At 57.2% G+C, this 18,267-nt stretch carries 14 protein-coding genes; 11 read left to right on the plus strand and 3 right to left on the minus strand.

Going from position 1 to position 18,267, the window contains the following annotated elements; genetic code table 11:
• Window positions 1-97 precede the first annotated feature (97 nt).
• From V6093_RS16530 to V6093_RS16555, 6 genes are all read left to right on the plus strand, one after another.
• The gene (locus V6093_RS16530; RefSeq protein WP_265978669.1) at window positions 98-1,078 is read left to right on the plus strand and encodes an integrase domain-containing protein; all 981 of its coding nucleotides are present in this window, start codon (window positions 98-100) and stop codon (window positions 1,076-1,078) included.
• A complete protein-coding gene (locus V6093_RS16535) occupies window positions 1,075-1,350 on the plus strand; it encodes a hypothetical protein (RefSeq protein ID WP_265978667.1) in 276 nt (91 codons plus the stop codon). The genes V6093_RS16530 and V6093_RS16535 overlap by 4 nt, the downstream gene beginning before the upstream one ends.
• Window positions 1,351-1,603: 253 nt before the next feature.
• Window positions 1,604-2,503, plus strand: a complete 900-nt coding sequence (locus V6093_RS16540; protein WP_265978665.1) for an SMEK domain-containing protein — start codon at window positions 1,604-1,606, stop codon at window positions 2,501-2,503.
• Window positions 2,504-2,560: 57 nt separating this feature from the next.
• Entirely contained in the window at window positions 2,561-3,220 is a 660-nt protein-coding gene (locus V6093_RS16545) for a hypothetical protein (protein WP_265978663.1), read from the plus strand.
• Window positions 3,221-3,604: 384 nt separating this feature from the next.
• Entirely contained in the window at window positions 3,605-4,303 is a 699-nt protein-coding gene (locus tag V6093_RS16550) for an SLATT domain-containing protein (RefSeq protein WP_265978661.1), read from the plus strand.
• A gap of 106 nt (window positions 4,304-4,409) precedes the next feature.
• Entirely contained in the window at window positions 4,410-5,339 is a 930-nt protein-coding gene (locus tag V6093_RS16555) for a hypothetical protein (protein WP_406669558.1), read from the plus strand.
• 412 nt (window positions 5,340-5,751) lie between these two features.
• Here V6093_RS16555 and V6093_RS16560 read toward each other — a convergent pair whose 3' ends face one another.
• The gene (locus V6093_RS16560; RefSeq protein ID WP_054888469.1) at window positions 5,752-7,359 is read right to left on the minus strand and encodes a sensor domain-containing diguanylate cyclase; all 1,608 of its coding nucleotides are present in this window, start codon (window positions 7,357-7,359) and stop codon (window positions 5,752-5,754) included.
• Between the two features lie 183 nt (window positions 7,360-7,542).
• Between V6093_RS16560 and V6093_RS16565 the strand changes: the two genes are divergently transcribed.
• On the plus strand, window positions 7,543-7,749 hold the full coding sequence (locus V6093_RS16565) for a DUF3079 domain-containing protein (protein ID WP_014860378.1): 207 nt from the start codon (window positions 7,543-7,545) through the stop codon (window positions 7,747-7,749).
• 167 nt (window positions 7,750-7,916) lie between these two features.
• Here the strand turns inward: V6093_RS16565 and V6093_RS16570 are convergent, their stop codons facing one another.
• The gene (locus V6093_RS16570; protein WP_088513480.1) at window positions 7,917-10,214 is read right to left on the minus strand and encodes a TonB-dependent siderophore receptor; all 2,298 of its coding nucleotides are present in this window, start codon (window positions 10,212-10,214) and stop codon (window positions 7,917-7,919) included.
• Window positions 10,215-10,354: 140 nt separating this feature from the next.
• Here V6093_RS16570 and V6093_RS16575 point away from each other — a divergent pair, with 140 nt between their 5' ends.
• The 3 genes from V6093_RS16575 (at window position 10,355) to V6093_RS16585 (ending at window position 14,356) form a co-directional block, all read left to right on the plus strand.
• Window positions 10,355-11,074 carry a response regulator gene (locus V6093_RS16575; protein ID WP_060545248.1) on the plus strand — a complete coding sequence of 240 codons (720 nt, stop codon included), beginning with the start codon at window positions 10,355-10,357 and terminating at the stop codon, window positions 11,072-11,074.
• A gap of 1 nt (window position 11,075) precedes the next feature.
• On the plus strand, window positions 11,076-12,443 hold the full coding sequence (locus V6093_RS16580) for an ATP-binding protein (protein WP_265978653.1): 1,368 nt from the start codon (window positions 11,076-11,078) through the stop codon (window positions 12,441-12,443).
• Between the two features lie 245 nt (window positions 12,444-12,688).
• Window positions 12,689-14,356, plus strand: a complete 1,668-nt coding sequence (locus tag V6093_RS16585; protein WP_004575927.1) for an FMN-binding glutamate synthase family protein — start codon at window positions 12,689-12,691, stop codon at window positions 14,354-14,356.
• Between the two features lie 30 nt (window positions 14,357-14,386).
• On the opposite strand, the gene V6093_RS16590 is transcribed toward V6093_RS16585, so the two are convergent.
• On the minus strand, window positions 14,387-15,706 hold the full coding sequence (locus tag V6093_RS16590; protein WP_003255784.1) for an OprD family porin: 1,320 nt from the start codon (window positions 15,704-15,706) through the stop codon (window positions 14,387-14,389).
• Window positions 15,707-16,180: 474 nt separating this feature from the next.
• On the opposite strand from V6093_RS16590, the gene V6093_RS16595 reads away from it, so the two are divergent.
• Window positions 16,181-18,250, plus strand: a complete 2,070-nt coding sequence (locus V6093_RS16595; RefSeq protein ID WP_406669559.1) for a TonB-dependent receptor — start codon at window positions 16,181-16,183, stop codon at window positions 18,248-18,250.
• Window positions 18,251-18,267 lie beyond the last annotated feature (17 nt).

Genomic DNA, 18,267 nt, shown 5'->3' on the forward strand with positions numbered 1-18,267 from the left:
CCACAGGTCGCAGGGGCCTTGATCCCTGATAACACTCAGCATTCTTGGCGGGATGACGTGGGGCGAGGAACGGAGATCGAAAGATGAGGTGAGCGACATGGCATTGGTGGGTAAACGCGATGGCCGCAATTTCGGCTACGGCAGGCAATTGAGCTATGCAGGGCCGCAGGCGCTGAAAGATATGTTCGCCGGCGGCCACTACGGCACGGTCAAGGCGCACTGTGATCGGTGGCAGGCATTCGTGAAGTGGTGCCGCTCCGATCATGGCCCTGGTATCAATGATGCCCGGCAGATTGATCGGAAGGTGTTGGCTGACTACGCGGCGTACCTGAGCGACGTGGTTCGACGCGGTGACCTCGCCATCAGCACCGCACAAAACCGGCTATCCAGCGTTAACAAGACCATGGCGGCGCTTCGCGGTGATCAGTACGTGAAATTGCCAAGTCCGAGCAAGGCGTTGGGTATGCAGCGCACTGGGGGCCGACACTCAGTGCCGCAGGGTCAAGACCGCGAACAGGTTAAACAGATCGTCGATGCGCTTTGCAGCCGTGATCAGCGGCGGGCAGCAGCGGTCGTTATGTTGGCGCGAGCCACCGGCATGCGCTTGCGTGAGGCTATTTTGGCGGACCTGCCACGGCTAAGCCGTGAGGCTAATGACCTAGGCAGGATCAACATTCAGGATGGCACCAAAGGCGGCCGAGCCGGAGCCTCGGCTCCCCGCTGGATTGCGGTGGACGATCACGTTCGAGGTGCACTTGGATTCGCACGGCAGGTTTCACCCACGGGTAGCCGCAACCTGATTGCCCCACACGAGAGCTACCTAAATCTTCTGCAAGAAACCATCCGCCCCGCGCGGGACATTCTGCATGCACACAACCTCAAAGGCTTCCACGAGCTACGAGCGGCGTACGCGTGTGAACGCTATGAGCGAATCACCCAACACCGAGTGCCTATCAACGGCGGCCAATTTTGCCAAGCAGAAAGTAACCTAGATCGTGAGGCCCGAAGGCAAATCAGCTATGAGTTGGGACATGGTCGGTTCGAGGTGGTCGCTGCCTACATTGGAGGATGCACATGAGTAAGGCATTCGATATGGAACTGTTCTTGGCTGGCGTGCTGATCGGCTCGCACGCAACACGACAACGTCATGTACAAGAGGCGAAAATAATCCAGGCTGAAATTGCAGAGCGCTGGCAGAGAGTGACGCCTTGGGCTTGGCAGAGGAAGCATCTGGCGTGGTTTCTTGAGCATCATCTGACTCAACGTAGTAAGGCGACGCGGTATTACTATCTACTGACGATCCGACTGCTCGCTCGGCGCCTACAAGCGTCATGGACCTTCTATCTCTGAGTAGAGCCGGATCCTGATTGTTACTACCAGCAGCTATCGGCCAGATAGCAGACCATGGACACGCTGCGAGTGCGCAAGTAATGTGTGTTCCGATCATATCGATTTCCTCCCTGCCTCATGTCACGGTTGTGGCGTGATGCAGAAGCCGGACAAGGGGTTAAGATGTACAAGGAACGTTGCCAGACAGAATGGGTAAAATAAATCACGCCACAAATGTCGCCTAGTTATAGCTAGAAACCAGGAAGAGCTTACTATGATTGATGCACTCATCAGAAACCTGCAAGCAGATATCGCGCTGCTTCAAACCTACATTATCCAACGCCAAAAGGCTGGGTTCCACGACATGGAACGAATGCTTGAGGCATTATCCATTCATATGTTCCGCGCACTAAGCATCGGGGATTTATCTAACAAGAATCAGCTTAATGTTAATTTCCCAGCAATTGACTTAGCGGACGACAAAAAAAAGATTGCCGTTCAGGTTACATCGAATGCTAGCCCGGCAAAGATTGAGAAGACAATCAAAGCTTTCGAGAGTAAAAACGAAGCTGGCGTGAGCCTGAAAGATAGCTATGCAACTCTTTATATTTTCGGCTTCTGTAAGGCTTCAAAATCCCCAACCCCAGCCTACTGCAAAGTAATTGACCCGAGCTATTTTATTGGGGAGCTCTGCGACAAGGCGGATGAAGATAAAATACAAAGTATGCTGAATGCAGTGCGGCGACATCATGATTATTCTTCATTGCATCCTTGGAATGACAAGGACTCTCTAGAAATTATTCTTAACACCATAAATCGCAACGCTATTAAACACATGATGTCATGTGAAGGCAATATCTCCGACATGACTCAAGGGCTCAAAGAAATATCCGAGCTAATTAGCAAGGGCACCATACGCGGAAAGGATCGGGCAAAATCAATATCTGACTTCGACGATCAGACGATGATCAAATTTCTTCGAGAAATAATGGACTCTGTCTCTGATATTCAAGCGATAGTAAACGGTTCAAAATCTAGCAATGACGATTTTGTGGCTATTGACCAACAAGGAATGATGAAGATCGATGAACTAAAAACGCAAATTTCCAAAAAAACGTCAGAGATAGCCAAGGCGAAACAAATCGACATCGCGATCAACCTAAAATCTTTCTAATATGACGTTGAACCTCGCCACTAAACTCTACACTATAAATAAGCAGAGAGCACAGCTGTGTCAATAGACCATTACGAAGCAGAAAGAGAAGAGGCCTACGACGAGTTTGTATCATCACTAGCTGAAGAGCTTTATGAAGAACACAGGGGCCAGGCAATAGATGAATTTGTGACTGAAAGACTTCAGTCTTATTATCGTTCGAATCCATTTATTGCTACCAAAGCAGTAAATTTTTTAACTCTTTCTTCGATGAGAGTCTCCTCAGACCCAACCGCGTCACTTCTCTACTCAGCGATTGGCACAGAAGTAATTCTTAAATCTGTAATTCTAAAACCCATTGTATCAGGGTTAGTGCATAGTGAATCCGTCGCCGAGCTTATTTCTACACTACTCGTCAAGCAAACCGGAGTTGATCGCTTCAAGGACTTAATATTCAGAATACTAGAAGACAATATAGAAATCCCTGTTGGCGCTGCTAAATATTGCAGGGAAAACTCTAACACCTCCCTATGGAAAGAACGGGAAACAATCCAGGCGCTGAGGAACAAAATTGCACATCAGGCAAACACATGCTCAGTGCAAGACGCAGAGCTTTCATATCAAGTAGCAAAGGCATTTTTTGAACTAACAGAAAAGCTAATTAAAAATCTTGGTTTCTACTTCGATGACGACTTCAAAATAACCGACACCCAACGCAACCAAGAATTATTATTCTAACAACCGTTTAACCCCCAACACACTTGAGCAGAGCAAATGCCTCGCATTTTGACCAAGCGTTGTAGTTGCATTAATTTTCAAACTAGCACAAACCTTCAGAATTCAAATTTCAACCACTTCTCGTTCGCCACATGAAAACTTGCCATGAGGACTGCGTGAGGTATCAACCCATCGCCGGCTTGGCGGACATAAATGTTCTGTGTACAACTCATTACCGCCGTTCTCTACGCACTTGAGTCTCTGCAGCGGCTCAGTTATTGTATCCTAATAATCAGCAGCGTTGGCCGGGTTTTCTCTGCCTATCGAGAAGCTCAAACCACTTGCTGCGCTTGTCGGGACCGGCATATCCGGAAACTTAATCTGAACATTAGGCCAGAAGTGAATATGTTGGCATTTCTTAGAAAATTCTTCTATTGGCTCTTTTCAAAAGGAGAGGTAAATAGGCCTGACAAGGATGTAATCCAGCGACTACAAATTAGCATTCGTGTAACTGCCAAATGCCGCTATAACGCCGCATCACGCCTACAACGGCAAGGGAAATTTGCTTTTTTCACAACCACGATTCTCTCACTCGGCCTGATTTTTATTCCTCTAATGCAAAACTCAGGCGTGCAGTTGGCATTTTCCGCCAGCGTGCTTAACATGGTATCTATATTTCTTGCAGTTGCCGTTCTTGTATATTCAGTGGTAATAGGGACAGCTAGATACGAATTGCGCGCAGAGAATCTGACTGAGTGCGGTGACAAGCTAAAAGACCTGAATAGGTCAATCAGCAAAGAAACAGCTGGTGAACACGACAAGGTTAAAATCCTTGACAAGTACCAGGAAAGATACTCCGACATTGTAACCGACACAGAAAACCATAGTCAGCGGGACTATATATTGGCTACATTAGAAATGCGGCGCGACTACAGTATTACAGGTTTAAATCGTGCAAGGCTTCATGTCACCTCACTAGTAGCAACATTGCTTCCATATCTTCTCCCAATCGTAATGCTCTTGCTAGAGGCTATATTCATTAGCGATATGATCGGAATTACTAAGATTCTAAGCCCATATCTTGTAACTGCTCATACCACCTAGCCCCAATGGGCTATAATTAACAGCTGTAATTGCTTACTAAATTTATGAGAACAAGCTAAAATTCACTCCTTAACCAAACGTTAGCCGTCACTAAAAGGTACTGCGTATGGCAAAGCAGATATCCCCCGCCGGAATCATGGCACTGAAAGAAGCTTTGTGTTCCGTCTATTGGTACAAGTCCGAGTTAAGGGGCTTCCTCCAGCTTTGTTTATCTAACCCCTCTATACTTAATAAATTCAATTGGGAAAACTACAAGAGACAAATCGCCTCGGACATCATTGACTATCTGGTTGCCAACCAAAATTCTCATCTTGGCGATTTGACAAAAATCTGTTATGAAGTTTGTAAGATTTCTGATTTTTCACATCTGAAATCTCTAGATGACGGCCCTCAGAAAGTAGAGAAGGCGCGAAGCTCAGTACACCAATTAAAACAGCTCGTTGAACCTCATCAAGAAATAAAAAAAGAGCAAGATGAGATCAAGAGAAGACAAGAGGAAGCAGCCGAAAAACTAAAGGCGAACATAGCCGTTCGCCGAAAGCTTGAAGAAATCAAAAACAGGTACATGCCTCTTGTTGGGACAGACAATGCTCAGGGCCGTGGGTTTGAACTAGAAAAAATCATGTATGAGTTATTCGAGCTTTTTGATCTTGACCCCAAGGCGTCATTCAAGAATCTTGGAGAACAGCTAGATGGTGCGTTTTCGTTAGATGGCACGGAGTATCTCTTCGAAGCAAAGTGGCAGAAAGATCTTGTCAATAAAGCCGACCTAGCTGTTTTTTCCGAGAAGGTAAGAACAAAGCTTGAAAACACTTTAGGTGTGTTCTTGTCTATAAATGGCTTTTCTCAGGATGGCGTCGCTGCTCATCAAGCAGGGGGTGCCTCTATCTTACTAATGGATGGCGGCGACCTAATGGCTGTATTTGAGGAGCGCATAGATTTCACGAGCCTATTGCTTCGAAAAAAGCGGCATGCAGCTCAGACCGGAAACATTTACTTCAGCTACTATCAAATGGCCCGTGGTGCTAATGGCTAATAAGTTGCTCAAGTCGTTCAATTATCTAACTCGGGACGGATTAGAACCCGTCCTTTAAACAACCGTTAGCCAACGTTACAGATATTCGAGTCAAAGCCTCTGAAGCGGCTGCATCTGGCCGCCTTCTATATTCCCGCCCATTCAAATGCCGCCAAAGCTTCATAATTAGGTAGCAATCCAAATAAGACTAGGCATAGCTGAAAATCAGTCGCATTAACCGTACTAAATCAGTACCAAGGTAAAGGGTATCCAAAGAGATAGAACGACTGAGCGACGAAAAAGAATATATAAAAATCATATATATAGAATATAGTTCGACTCCTGGTGCCCATACGCAGTATCAAGAAAGGCTCACCGAAAGGTGGGCCTTTTTTGTTTTCAGTGTCGTTATGCCCCCTCGCCCTCCCCCCTCTCAAACCCTCCGCAACCCCCGCCGCACCTCTTTATCGGCATACATCAACTGATCCGCCGCTTTAAGCGCGGCCTGCAGCGAAGTCGCAGCGGGATCAACACTCGTAATACCAAAACTCGCACCCGCGTAATCGAACCGGCAGTCGTCAAACTCGTAGCTACCAATCAGCAGCGGCACCAGCCGTCTGCGCATCGCTGCGGCAGTTTTGGCCATTTCGTCCGGGTTGATCGAAGCGGTCAAGCCGATCACAACGAACTCGTCACCACCCCAGCGCCCAAGTTCATCCGTTGCCCGCAACCCGCCCTGCAAGCGCCGGCTGCCTTCGATCAGGAACTTGTCCCCCACCTCGTGCCCGTAGGTGTCGTTGATCGCCTTGAATTCGTCGAGGTCGATAAATGCCACCAGCACCCCCTGCCCCGTTCGCTTCGCCAACGCGAAATGCCGATGCAAGGCAGCCAGGATCGCACGCCGGTTCTTCAACCCGGTCAGCGCGTCATAGTTGGCTGCATAGCGTTCTTCCTGGCGGCGCAATAGCATCTGCCCGGCCACACGGCTGGAGAGCAAGATCAAGATCAACCCGAGCGCTGCCACAGAGGCTCCGGTCCAGTAGTACTGCTGACGCATCGGCTGCAGGTGATCAAGCTTTGCCAGCGTCAGCAGCTGATATTGCGCGTCGTTCAGGGGCTGGCGATGCACCAGATAAGGGTGCCCGCCAATCAGCCATTGATCGGCCTGAGCCGCGGCTGCCACTGCGCGGATATCCATGGGCTCGCCCGGCTCTTCGTCGCCATCCAGAGGCCTGCGAATATCGGGCGGGAGCAGTGCCGCCACGTTACGCAGCATGAAGGGTTCGCTGGACGCGGTGGTCACGCGCCCCTGACGGTTCACAATCAAGGCAATGTGACGCCCTGTCAGGTAAAGGGCGATGTCCGGGGCATCGAACTTGACCGTGACAGAGCCGAGTGGCTTGCCGTCAGCATCGTCGATGCGGCTGGCTACGAAATAGGAGGGGGTTTTGTTCAGGCGGGCAATGCCGAACATTTCACCACTGCCGGTGCGCAATGCGTCGAGGAGGTAGGCCCTGCCCGTATAGATCTGGCCAACGATGCTGAATGACTCCGCCCAGTTGCTGGCCGTCACCGTATCGTCTGAGAGGTTGTTCATGTAGATACGGGCATAGTGAAGATCACCGGCCAATCTATCCATGAAATCACCCACGCTTCGCACCAACGGGTCACGGGTGAACTTCGAAGCGCGCTCCTCACGTGTGAGTGCCGCGAAACCGGGCGGATCATGGCGATATCGGGCAGCGAGTTGGATCACCTCGCTTTGACGGGCCACCATGTTGGCCACGCTGGCCATCTCGGTGAACAGGCGGTCTACGACTCGCCCCGTGATCTGGGCTTCGTATTCGGCGCCTGCCGCCAGGTTGTCGAGTTCTTCTGCCGTAAGGCGCTGCGCTACCCACCCGCTCAGGCTTGCCACAAGTGCCAACCAGACGACCACAACGCCTAGCGTCACCCGGCGCACGATGGATGGAATGTCCCTGCGTTGCCGCCGTTGCGACGGATCGTAACTCACGCCGCGCTTGCCGGTTGAATGGGGCACCAAAGCAACTCCTTTTGCGATACAGCAATGTGCATCATCGACCCTGCGATACCCCGCCAAGGCGAAGCTCGCTAGATTGTAAGACATTCACCTCATTGGATCGCCAATGGATTGATGACGGTCAAACGACGGGCTGGGCGAGGGGTTTACGTTCAGATCAGGTAGCCCTGAGGGAGTTTGAGCATGGCCAAGAGATTCCCCACAAACCCTCGCCACCCCGAGCGTATCTGCTGGGGTTGCGACCTGTACTGCCCTGCCAAGGCGCTAGCCTGTGGCAATGGCGCAGACCGGACCATGCATCCGGTGGAGCTGTTTGGCGAGGATTGGGATAGCTTCGAGGGCCAGCTGGAGAAGCCGGTTGATCCAGGGCAAGCGGTAGAGCCCAGGTAAGAAAGGGCCGCTTGGCGGCCCAGCGCAGGCCTTGAACCCAGCGCTGGCTCTATGGGACCGGGCTTGCCCGCGAAGCTGGCGATGCGCGTGCAGGCACCGGCTGCGCCGGTGTTCGCGGGTGAACCCGCTCCTACAGGTACAGCGCCAGGCCTTGTGGAAGGGCTTGATCAGAACGCGGTGCTTACCGTCAACGACAGGTTACGCGGGTCGCCGTAGATCGCCCCGGCATAGAACCCGTACTGGCTGTAGTAGTGCTTGTCGAACAGGTTGTTGGCGTTGAGGCTGACGCTGGTGTTGTCGGTCAGCTGGTACTTGGCCATGGCATTCCAAATGGCATAACCGGACCAGTTCACGTCAGTGGCACCATTGCTCACACCGTTCGTGGGCTGGCCAGCCGGGCTGGAGATGGCGCGGATGTTGGTCTGCGCAGTCACGCCGGCGCCCAGGGTCAGGCGGTCGAGCGGGCCGCTCAGGCGGTAGGTGGTGGAGGCCTTGAACAGGTGCGACGGGTCGCTGCGGCCGTCGCTGTCGACGCGGCGGAAGTGCAGATAGGTGTAGCCGGCGTAGACGTTCCAGTTGGGGGTCAGGGCGCCTGCGACTTCCAGGTCGATACCGTCGGTTTCCTGCCCGGAGCCGGCCTTGTAGGCGCTGCCGCCAGTCGGGGTGGTCAGGTCGCCGTCCAACACGGCCTTGTTTTCCTGCTTGGTGCGGAAGTACGCCGCCGAGGCGTTCAGGCGGCCATCGAACCACTCACCCTTGATACCTGTCTCGTAGCTTTGCCCACGAATCGGCTCGACCTTGCTGCCGCTGCTGGTTTCAGACGTTTGCGGCGTGAAGATATCGGTGTAGCTGGCATACACCGAGTAGTTGTCGTTGAGGTCATACACCGCGCCCAGGTAGGGGGTGACGATGCCGTTTTCTTCCTGGCTGCTGCGCTCGCCAGCCACGCTGCGGGTGACCGAGGAATAGTTGCTGGTGCGCACGCCCACGATTACCGATAGCGGGTCGGTGATGCTCAGGCGGGTGGCGGCGTACATGCCCTGCAGACGGGTGGTGGTCTTGCTGTGAAGGCCGGTGCGCGAGGCGATGAGGTCGTAGTCGTCATCCACGCCATTGTGCCAGTCGGTCACCGGGAAGCCGTTGTTGGCGCGGAACTGGCAACCCAGTGCAGGCGCGCTGGTCATGCCGTCGCCGACCATGGTGCAGGTGTACTGAGGCGACCAGCCGACGGTGCGGCTGTCGTTGTAGCCGACCATGGCCTGGTGGGTGCGGCCAAACAGCTGGAACGGGCCGGAGAGGTCGATCTGCGCCGACTGCTGGGTGGTGTCGCTGGAGCTGTGCAAACCGTTCAGCACGGCGCCGCTGCCGTCCTGGTCCCAATAGCCACCGTAGCTGCCGCGCCCAGCTGAGTTCACCTTGGCAAGGCCGCGATGGTTCAGGGCTTCGGTGGTGGCTTGGGCGGCTTTCAGGTCCAGGGTCCAGTCGTTGTCGAAGCGGTGCTCAAGCGAACCGAACGCAGTGCGGGTGGTGTACTCGCCAAAGCTCCAGCTGGGCACCACGTTGGTGCTGCGCGGCAAGTCGGTCTTGCTGCCGTCGCGGTACCAGATCGGGATGTTCGCGCCCCAGCCGCCACCCACGACCTTGTTGTATTCATACTGGTAACCGGCGCCCAAGGTAGTGGCGTCGTCCAGGTCGAACTCGAAATTGGCCAACGCGGCGCGGGAACGTTCGGACTGGTTGTCGCGGAAGGAGTTGGCATCCTGCTGGGTCATCACGAAGCGCGAACGCAGGCGGCCATCTTCGGACAGCGGCAGGTTCAAGTCCGCCCCTAGACGACGCTTGTCCCAGCTGCCGTAAGTGGCATAGGCACTGCCGCCGAAGGTTTTGGTCGGTGCCTTGCGGATCAGGTTGACGGTGGCCGAGGGGTCGCCGGTGCCGCCCAGCAGGCCGTTGGCGCCGCGCACGATGTCGATGCGTTCGTACAGGTCCATGTTCAGCGCATTGCCGCTGCCACTGAAATCGGAGCCGCCCTGGGTCTGCAGGCCATCAACCTTCCAGTTGCTGATCGAGTAACCACGCGCGCGGTAGTCGGTGCGCCCACCCACCTCGGACTTGTTGGCCGTTACGCCTGGGGCGGTTTCCAATGCCTGCTCGATGGTGTGGATGTCGCGGTCATCCATCTGCTGGCGCGTGATGGTGGTAACCGATTGCGGTGTCTGCCGTGGCGTCAGTGCCAGGCCAGTGGAGCTGCGGGTGCTCTCGACCGTGTAGCCCAACTGGCCGGCATCGTCGGCAGGCAGTAATGCACTGTCTTCGATCTGTGTGGCGTCGAGTTCAAGGGGTTTGCCGTCGGCAGCCACTGCACCACCGCTGATTGCGACGGCGACGCAGAAGGCCAGCGGCTTGAGGCAATTGCCGCTTTGACTGAAGGGGGTGAACACTGTCGTGATGCTTTGGGGATTCATTTGGGAAGGCTTCGTATTTGCAGATGATTTTTTGTTAGGATTCTAGGGATCAGCCCTCCGGGCTCCAGACCCGACATGTACGGGGATGTAATTGAACGTAACGAGCGCCGCCGGCCCTCACCTAACAGGTGTTTTTCTGCATGAGCACGACCCTGCTGGTTGTCGATGATGACGACGAGATCCGCGAACTTCTTTGTGATTACCTGACCGATGCCGGCTACAACGTGCTGGCGGCAGCCGACGGTCAACAGATGCGTGACCAGCTGGCCCGGCACAAAGTGGAGCTGGTGGTGCTCGACCTGATGCTGCCGGGTGAGGACGGCCTTAGCCTGTGCAGGCAGTTGCAGGCCACACCTGGGTTGGCAGTGATCATGCTGTCAGCCAAGGGCAGCACGCTGGACCGCATCATCGGCCTGGAAGTAGGCGCCGACGACTATCTGGCCAAGCCCTTCGAACCACGCGAACTGATCGCCCGGATCAAAGCCGTACTGCGTCGTCCGCAACGCCTGGGCACCTCTGCCGAAGAACCCGTGGTGGACGCCCAGCTGTTCGCAGGCTTTCGCCTGGAACACGTCAAGCGCCTGCTCACCCGCCCGGATGGCGAGACCCTGACCCTGCCGCGCTCCGACTACCGCGTGCTGCGCGAACTGCTGGAAGCCAACAACCGTGTGGTCTCCCGTGACCAACTGACCCGCAGCGCGTTCGGCCGCGACCACCTGCCCGACGACCGTTCGGTGGACATGTGTGTCAGCCGCCTGCGCCAGCAGCTGCGCCGGGCGCCGGCGGGGACCGCGCAAATCCTGACCATCCGTAACGAAGGCTACCTGCTGAGTCTCGCCCCCCTCGCGGCTGGTGCCTGACATGCGCTGGTTTCACCGGCTATGGCCTCGCACCTTGTTTGGTCAGCTGCTGCTGATCATGGTCAGTGGCACGCTGGTGATCCAGTTGATGTCGAGCAGCATCTGGTTCGACGTGCGTTTCGCTCAGGCGCTAGAGGTGCCCGTACGACTGGTTGCTGCACGCAGCGCCCCCCTGATTGCCCAGGCCGACTGCCACGGCGGTACGCTGCAGGCGCCAGCCCACTACCAGCTTCACTGCGTCGAAAGCCCGCCTGCGCAAGAGCATGACGAGCGCCGCGGGCACAGGCGGGTCGAGCTGTTGTTGCAGCAGGCCCTGAAGTACGAGCTGGGGCATGCCCAGGACGTGCGCCTGATGCACGTGCAACTCACCGACGAGCTGGGCCAGCCGATCGTCTGGCGCAGCCTGTTCGGCCTGCGCACGGCCCAGGCGCATATCCAGTTCGCGGTGCCGTTACCCGATGGCCACTGGCTGACCGTTGCGGGCCAGGAACTGCAGGGCTGGAGCGGCGAGTCGGCCTGGGTGCTGATCAGCGATTACCTGCTGCGGGTGTATGCGCTGCGCATCGTCGCGGTGTTGCTGGTGTGCCTGGTTGCCGTGCGCCTGTGCCTGCGCCCGTTGCGGCGCCTGGCCGATGCCGCACGCGGCCTGGGCAGCAACCTCGAGCAGCCACCCCTGGCACTGGATGGCCCGGAGGAAGTGCGCCAGGCGGCGCAGGCATTCAACGCGATGCAGCAGCGGCTGATTGCCATGGTCAATGACAAGGCCTACTTCCTGGCCGCCGTGTCTCATGACCTGCGCACCCCACTGACCCGCATGCGCCTGCGTCTGGAGCGATTACCCGATGACGAACACCGCCAGCGCCTGCGGCAGAACATCACGCAGATGGACGATATGATTGGTCAGGTTCTGGACTACCTGCGTGCGGGGGAGCAGCGGAATCTGCAGCAGGTGGACCTGGACCGATTGGTCGCGCGCCAGTGTGCGGACCTGGCCACTGCCGCAGAACCACTTCCGGTGCACGGCAAGGCGGGCAGCTTGCGGGTAGATGCCTTGCTGTTGCAGCGCTGCCTGCAAAACTTGTTGGTCAACGCGTTGCGCTACGCCAAGAACATTTCAGTCACGTTGGAACGGGCCACCACAGGTGTATTGATCCATATCGACGACTGCGGGCCAGGGATTGCCCCGGGCCTGCTGGCGACCATTACCGACCCCTTCGTGCGCGGTGACGGGTCGCGTAACCAGGCGTCCGGCGGATATGGATTGGGGTTGAGCATTGCCCAGCGGATCGCCACCAGCCATGGGGGTGAGCTGATGCTGTCGAACCGTGAGAGCGGTGGGTTGCGGGTCAGCATACTGCTGCCAGGCTAACGCGATCTTCTGTGGAAGCGGCCTTGTGTCGCGATGGGCTGTGCAGCAGCCCCGACGATTAGTGCCGTGACACCAATATCTGGGGCTGCTGCGCAGCCCATCGCGACACAAGGCCGCTCCCACAAAATAGGGCTGCGCAGACCTGGGAATTCGCAATCAGGTAACAGTCTTTTACCGATTACCCAGGTTTTCCGTCCCCTGCGTTTGCCTATCCTATGCCCGGTCATCCTGCCTGCGATGGACCCATGAAACACTCTCTTCCCAGCCGCTACGCCTGCCTCGTACTCTGCCTTGTCTTCACTTTCGCCAGCCTGCCCCTGCTGGCCCAACATGCCTGGCTGTGGCCGGTAACGCTGATCACCGCGCTGCTCAGCCTGGTCGGCCTGAATGACCTGCGCCAAAGCCACCATGCGGTGCGACGCAACTACCCGATCCTGGGCAATATCCGTTACCTGATCGAAACCATCCGCCCGGAAATCCGCCAGTACCTGATCGAAGGTGACGACGACAAGCTGCCGTTCTCCCGCTCGCAACGCTCGCTGGTCTACGCCCGCGCCAAGAACGAAAGCGCCGAGAAAGCGTTCGGCACACTCAACGACGCCTACAAACCTGGTTTCGAATTCATCAGCCATTCCATGCTACCGGTGGCCACGCCAGACCCTGCGTCGTTCCGCATTGCCATCGGCGGGCCGCAATGCCGAGTGCCCTACTCGGCCTCGATCTTCAACATCTCGGCGATGAGTTTCGGCGCCCTCAGCGCCAACGCCATCGCTGCGCTCAACCGCGGCGCGCGCATGGGCCGGTTTGCCCATGACACCGGCGAAGGCAGTATCAGCCCGTACCACCGTGAACACGGCGGCGACCTGATCTGGGAAATTGGCAGCGGCTACTTCGGCTGCCGCACCGAGGACGGTCGTTTCGACCCACAGCGCTTCGCCGAACAAGCCCGCTCGGCACAGGTGAAGATGATCGAGATCAAGCTCAGCCAGGGCGCCAAGCCTGGCCACGGCGGCATTTTACCGGGGCACAAGGTCAGCCCCGAGATTGCCGAGACCCGTGGCGTACGTGTAGGCGAGGACTGCATCTCGCCAGCGGCGCACAGCGCCTTCCGCACACCGGTCGAGCTGCTGCAGTTCGTAGCCGGCCTGCGCGAGCTTTCGGGCGGCAAACCCGTGGGCTTCAAGTTCTGCCTGGGCCACCCTTGGGAATTCATGGGCATTGCCAAGGCCATGCTCGCCACCGGCATCACCCCTGACTTCATCGTTGTCGATGGCAAGGAAGGCGGCACCGGCGCGGCACCTCGCGAGTTCAGCGACAACATGGGCGTGCCAATGCGCGAAGGCCTGATGTTCGTGCACAACACGTTGGTCGGCCTGAACCTGCGCTCCAGCATCCGCATTGGTGCGGCGGGCAAGATCGTCAGCGCCTTCGACATTGCCAGCGTATTGGCCATCGGCGCTGACTGGGTCAATTCGGCACGCGGTTTCATGTTTGCCATTGGTTGTATTCAGTCGCAGAGCTGCCACACCAACAAGTGCCCGACCGGCGTGGCGACCCAAGACCCTCTGCGCCAGCGCGCCCTGGTGGTGCCAGACAAGGCCGAGCGGGTGGCCAGCTTCCACCGCAACACACTGCACGCGCTGGCCGAGATGTTGGCTGCCGCAGGCCTGGAGCACCCTTCGGAGCTCAAGCCCAAGCACCTGGCACGGCGCATCAGCCCCAGCGAAATCGGGTTGTTTTCGGACTTGCACACATTCCTCAAGCCGGGCGAATTACTCAGTGGCTCGATCGAAAGCGAGTTTTATGCGCGGATGTGGCGGATGGCGCGTAGCGACAGTTTTGCGCCGGAGACCGTAAGCCCAGCGCCGGCTCAACCAGTAACCGTTCGCCGAAAAGAGACAGCCCCGGCATAGGCCGGGGCTGTTCGATACATCAGATCAGAATCAGAAGATGCTGATCGGGTACTCGACGAATACGCGGACTTCGTTGCCGTCGTCGTTGTAACCGTTCTGCTGCACGGCGTTGTTGGTACGCAAGAACGAGCTACGCAGTTTGATCGACAGGTCCTTGGCCGGGCCGTCCTGCACCACGTAACGGATCTGGTTGAAGATCTCGCGCTCTTTACCTTCGCCGAAGCCTTGCGGGTTGGCGACGTTACGGGTGTTGATGTTGTCACCCACCACGTAAGCCAGCTTGTAGGTCAGGCCCGGAATGCCGTAGGCACCGAAGTCCAGGCCGTAGCCCAGCTGCCAGGAGCGCTCGTCTTCGGCGTTGAAGTCGGACCAGTACGAGTTGGCCAGGTAGATGGTGGAACCACCGTCACCCACGCCGCCGGCGTTCTGGTAGAAGCCGTAGTTGTAGCCAGTGCTGCCGGTGCTGCGCTGGTGAGCGAGGGTGAACGAGTGCGCACCGTACGCGTAGGTGGCTGCAAGGCTCCAGATGGTGTTGGAGTCGCCGTTCAGGCCTGCGGCTTTTACGTACTTGTTGTTGATGTCCGACTTGTAGCCGTTGAAGTCCAGGGTCAGGGACTGGTCGCTGGCGATCGGGAAGACGTAGTTCAAGCCCAGGTAGTGCTTCTTCATCACATCTTCGTTGTCGGCGGTGTACAGCGAAGCGGTGAAGTTGTCGGTGAACTTGTAGCTGCCACCTAAGACGTTGATCGACTTCAGGCCACCACCATCACGGCGCTCGGCGCTCTTGCGCGCTTCCTGGGTGAAGCGGCCGGCGTTCAGTTCCAGGCCCTGGATCTCTTTGGAGGTGATCAGGGTGCCGGTGAAGCTTTCTGGCAGCAGACGTGCATCGTCGTACTGCAGCACTGGCAGTGCTGGCATCTGGTCACCGTACTTCAGCACGGTGTTGGAAATGCGGAACTTCACAGCAGCACCACCACGCGCCAGGTTGTGCGGCGAGCTGGCGTTGCCTTCGGCATTGGTGGTTTCGTGCGGTTTGAAGAAGTCAACGCCGCCACCACCGTTGTGGCCTTTGCCACCATCCAGGCGCACGGCGTACAGGCCGAATGCGTCAACACCGACGCCAACGGTGCCTTGGGTGAAACCGGAGGAGAAGTTGGCGATGAACGCCTGGCCCCATTCGATCTGGTCGTCGGTGCCATGCTTCTTGTCACGGTTGATGTAGGCGTTGCGCAGAAGGACGTTGGCGTGACTGTCCTCGATGAAGCCCTTGCTGTCAGCCTGGTCATTGGCCTGAGCCTGGGTCGCGGCGATCATCGCCAGGGCGACCAGGCTGATCCTGGTTTTCAACATGTTGTTTTCCTTATTTCTTAATCAAAAACGCTCTGCAATATGACGCCAGGAACCAACGCCCCTTCGTAGGTTCGACGCTATGCGGATCCAGCCGGGCGGGCCGACCGGTAAGTTTACGGCGGCCCTTGGCAGCAGCTTGGCCAATAACATGGCCAGCTGGCGTTGGCCGAATCCTAGCCGTGTGCGATTACAAATGTCAAAAAGTCGTGAAATGCAGGTTGATATAACCAAAATTACCGGCCTGTCTGGTGCATTTCCATGCAGGTTTGCGCTATCAGCGGGCAATTTATCTTGTGTAGGAAATTGCCTTTTGATCGAGCGGACAATTTCCTGAAAGCAGGCAAAGCGTGGCCGTAGAGGTAGTTACAAACTGACACATATGTAAAGACAAGCCTTTACAAATAGCCGAGCGAGAGCAAATAACAAGCATTACCATCCGCACTTTATTTTCAACTGCCCGTTCCGGATGTGCCCATGCTTGTACCCTGCCGTCTTTCACCCCTGACGCTTGGCCTGTCGCTGCTTTTCAGCGCCAGCCTGGCCAGTGCCGCCACCACCACACTGCCGGAGTCGTCGGTTACCGCCGACAGCGAACGCGAGAAGGACAACCCGCGGGTCAAGGAGGTGAGCACCGCAACCCGCACCTCGACGCCCGTGCGTTATGTGCCGCAGGCCATCGATACGGTGAAAACCGCCAATGTGCTGGATTACGGCAGCAACACGCTGGGCAAGGCGCTGGAGGGTATCCCCAACGTCAGCAGCGGCGCCGACACCCGTTTTGACAGCGTACGCATCCGCGGCTTCGAGGCCAGCAACGACTTCTATCTGGACGGTATCCGCGACGACAGCCAGTACATCCGCGACCTGCACAACATCGAGCGGGTCGAAGTGCTGAAGGGGCCTGCAGCGGTACTGTATGGCCGTGGCAGCCAGGGCGGCATCGTCAACAGGGTCAGCAAGGCACCAGAGCCGGGTCGCCGCTCGACCATCGAAGCGCAGGCCGGCAGCGAAGACCTGCGCAGCCTGTATGCCGACCTCAGCGCAGACCCCAGCGACACGGTCAGCCTGCGCCTGAACATGGGCAACCAGGACAACAACAGCTTTCGCGATGGTATCGACGGCAGCCGCCAACTGTTCGCCCCGTCGATCAGCTGGCAGATCACCCCCGACCTGAACTGGCTGGTGCAGTATGAATACAGCCGCTACAACCGCACACCAGACCGCGGCATCCCGAGTGTCAACGGCCGCCCGGCAGACGTCAGCCGCAGCGCCACCTACGGCGACCATCGCGACTACATTGACGACCGCGCCCAATCGCTGCGCTCGCGGCTGAACTACCAGCTGAACGAAACCTGGCAGCTGCGCCACACCCTGGGCCTGTTCAAACTCGACAGCGAGTTCGACAACACCTATGTCACGGGCTACAACGCCGGCACCAATACCTTGACCCGCCAACGCTGGCAGCAGGACCTGAACACCCGCAACCTGTTCAACAACCTGGAGGCCGAGGGCGACTTCGACACCTTGGGCCTTGAACACAAGCTGCTGCTGGGCCTGGAGTTCGGCAACCAGCGGCGCGATCCGCTGCTATACAGCGCCGGCAGCCAGAACCTGCCAGGCCTGGGCAAACCCAGCCAGCCGCACAATGGTACGTTGGCGCTATCGAGCAACAACCACACCGTGGTCGACAGCCGCGGGGTTTATCTGCAGGACCAGATTCGCCTGAACGATCAGTGGCAGGTTCTCGCCGGCGTGCGCTTTGACCAGTTCGAAGTGGAAACCACCAACAAGGATGGCTTGCGCGAACCGCAGGACAGCAACAGCACCAGCCCACGCCTGGGCGTGGTCTACACGCCATGGCGCGACCATTCGTTCTACGCCTCGTGGAGCAAGACTTTCTCACCGGTGGGTGGCGGCTTGATCGGCATCACCCCTGGGGCGCCGGGCAATACCAACGACACCCGTCCGGAGCAGACCCGGCAGAAGGAAATCGGGGTGAAAAGTGACTGGCTCGACCAGCGCCTGACCACCACCCTGGCCATCTACGAGCTGGAACTTTACAACCGCCGCACCCGCGACCCGAACGACCCGAACATCATCTTGCTCAGCGGCATGCAGCGTTCGCGCGGCATCGAGCTGACTGCCACCGGCAACATCGTCGGCAACTGGTATGTACGCGGCGGCATTGGCCTGCAGGATGCGATCATCGTCAAGGACAATAACGGCCAGGAAGGCAACCGCATCAATGACGTGGCCAAGCGCAATGGCAGCCTGTTCGTGACCTGGAAGCCAGAACTGGGGTGGTACGCCGAAACCGGGCTGACACTGGTGGGCGAACGTTATGCGGACAACCAGAACACCACGGTATTGCCAGGGTATGGCCGTTGGGATGCACTGGCGGGGTATCGGACCCATGACTGGGATGTGCGGGCGGCATTGAGCAACATTGCTGACAAGACCTACTACAGCTCGGCGACCAGTGCGGCGCAGATCCAGGTGGGCGATCCGCGTAGCCTTGTGGTGACGGGTAGCTACAGTTTCTGATCTTAGTTGCCTGTACC

The sequence above is a fragment of the Pseudomonas putida group bacterium ESBL64 genome (assembly GCF_045277175.1).
GTDB lineage: Bacteria > Pseudomonadota > Gammaproteobacteria > Pseudomonadales > Pseudomonadaceae > Aquipseudomonas > Aquipseudomonas alloputida.

Bases quoted from the DNA above. Each gene is read 5' to 3' on its own strand.
- V6093_RS16570 (WP_088513480.1), bottom strand. From the start codon at position 10,214: ATGAATCCCCAAAGCATCACGACAGTGTTCACCCCCTTCAGTCAAAGC.
- V6093_RS16540 (WP_265978665.1), top strand. From the start codon at position 1,604: ATGATTGATGCACTCATCAGAAACCTGCAAGCAGATATCGCGCTGCTT.
- V6093_RS16565 (WP_014860378.1), top strand. From the start codon at position 7,543: ATGGCCAAGAGATTCCCCACAAACCCTCGCCACCCCGAGCGTATCTGC.
- V6093_RS16555 (WP_406669558.1), top strand. From the start codon at position 4,410: ATGGCAAAGCAGATATCCCCCGCCGGAATCATGGCACTGAAAGAAGCT.
- V6093_RS16535 (WP_265978667.1), top strand. From the start codon at position 1,075: ATGAGTAAGGCATTCGATATGGAACTGTTCTTGGCTGGCGTGCTGATC.
- V6093_RS16585 (WP_004575927.1), top strand. From the start codon at position 12,689: ATGAAACACTCTCTTCCCAGCCGCTACGCCTGCCTCGTACTCTGCCTT.
- V6093_RS16550 (WP_265978661.1), top strand. From the start codon at position 3,605: ATGTTGGCATTTCTTAGAAAATTCTTCTATTGGCTCTTTTCAAAAGGA.
- V6093_RS16595 (WP_406669559.1), top strand. From the start codon at position 16,181: ATGCTTGTACCCTGCCGTCTTTCACCCCTGACGCTTGGCCTGTCGCTG.
- V6093_RS16530 (WP_265978669.1), top strand. From the start codon at position 98: ATGGCATTGGTGGGTAAACGCGATGGCCGCAATTTCGGCTACGGCAGG.
- V6093_RS16580 (WP_265978653.1), top strand. From the start codon at position 11,076: ATGCGCTGGTTTCACCGGCTATGGCCTCGCACCTTGTTTGGTCAGCTG.
- V6093_RS16590 (WP_003255784.1), bottom strand. From the start codon at position 15,706: ATGTTGAAAACCAGGATCAGCCTGGTCGCCCTGGCGATGATCGCCGCG.
- V6093_RS16575 (WP_060545248.1), top strand. From the start codon at position 10,355: ATGAGCACGACCCTGCTGGTTGTCGATGATGACGACGAGATCCGCGAA.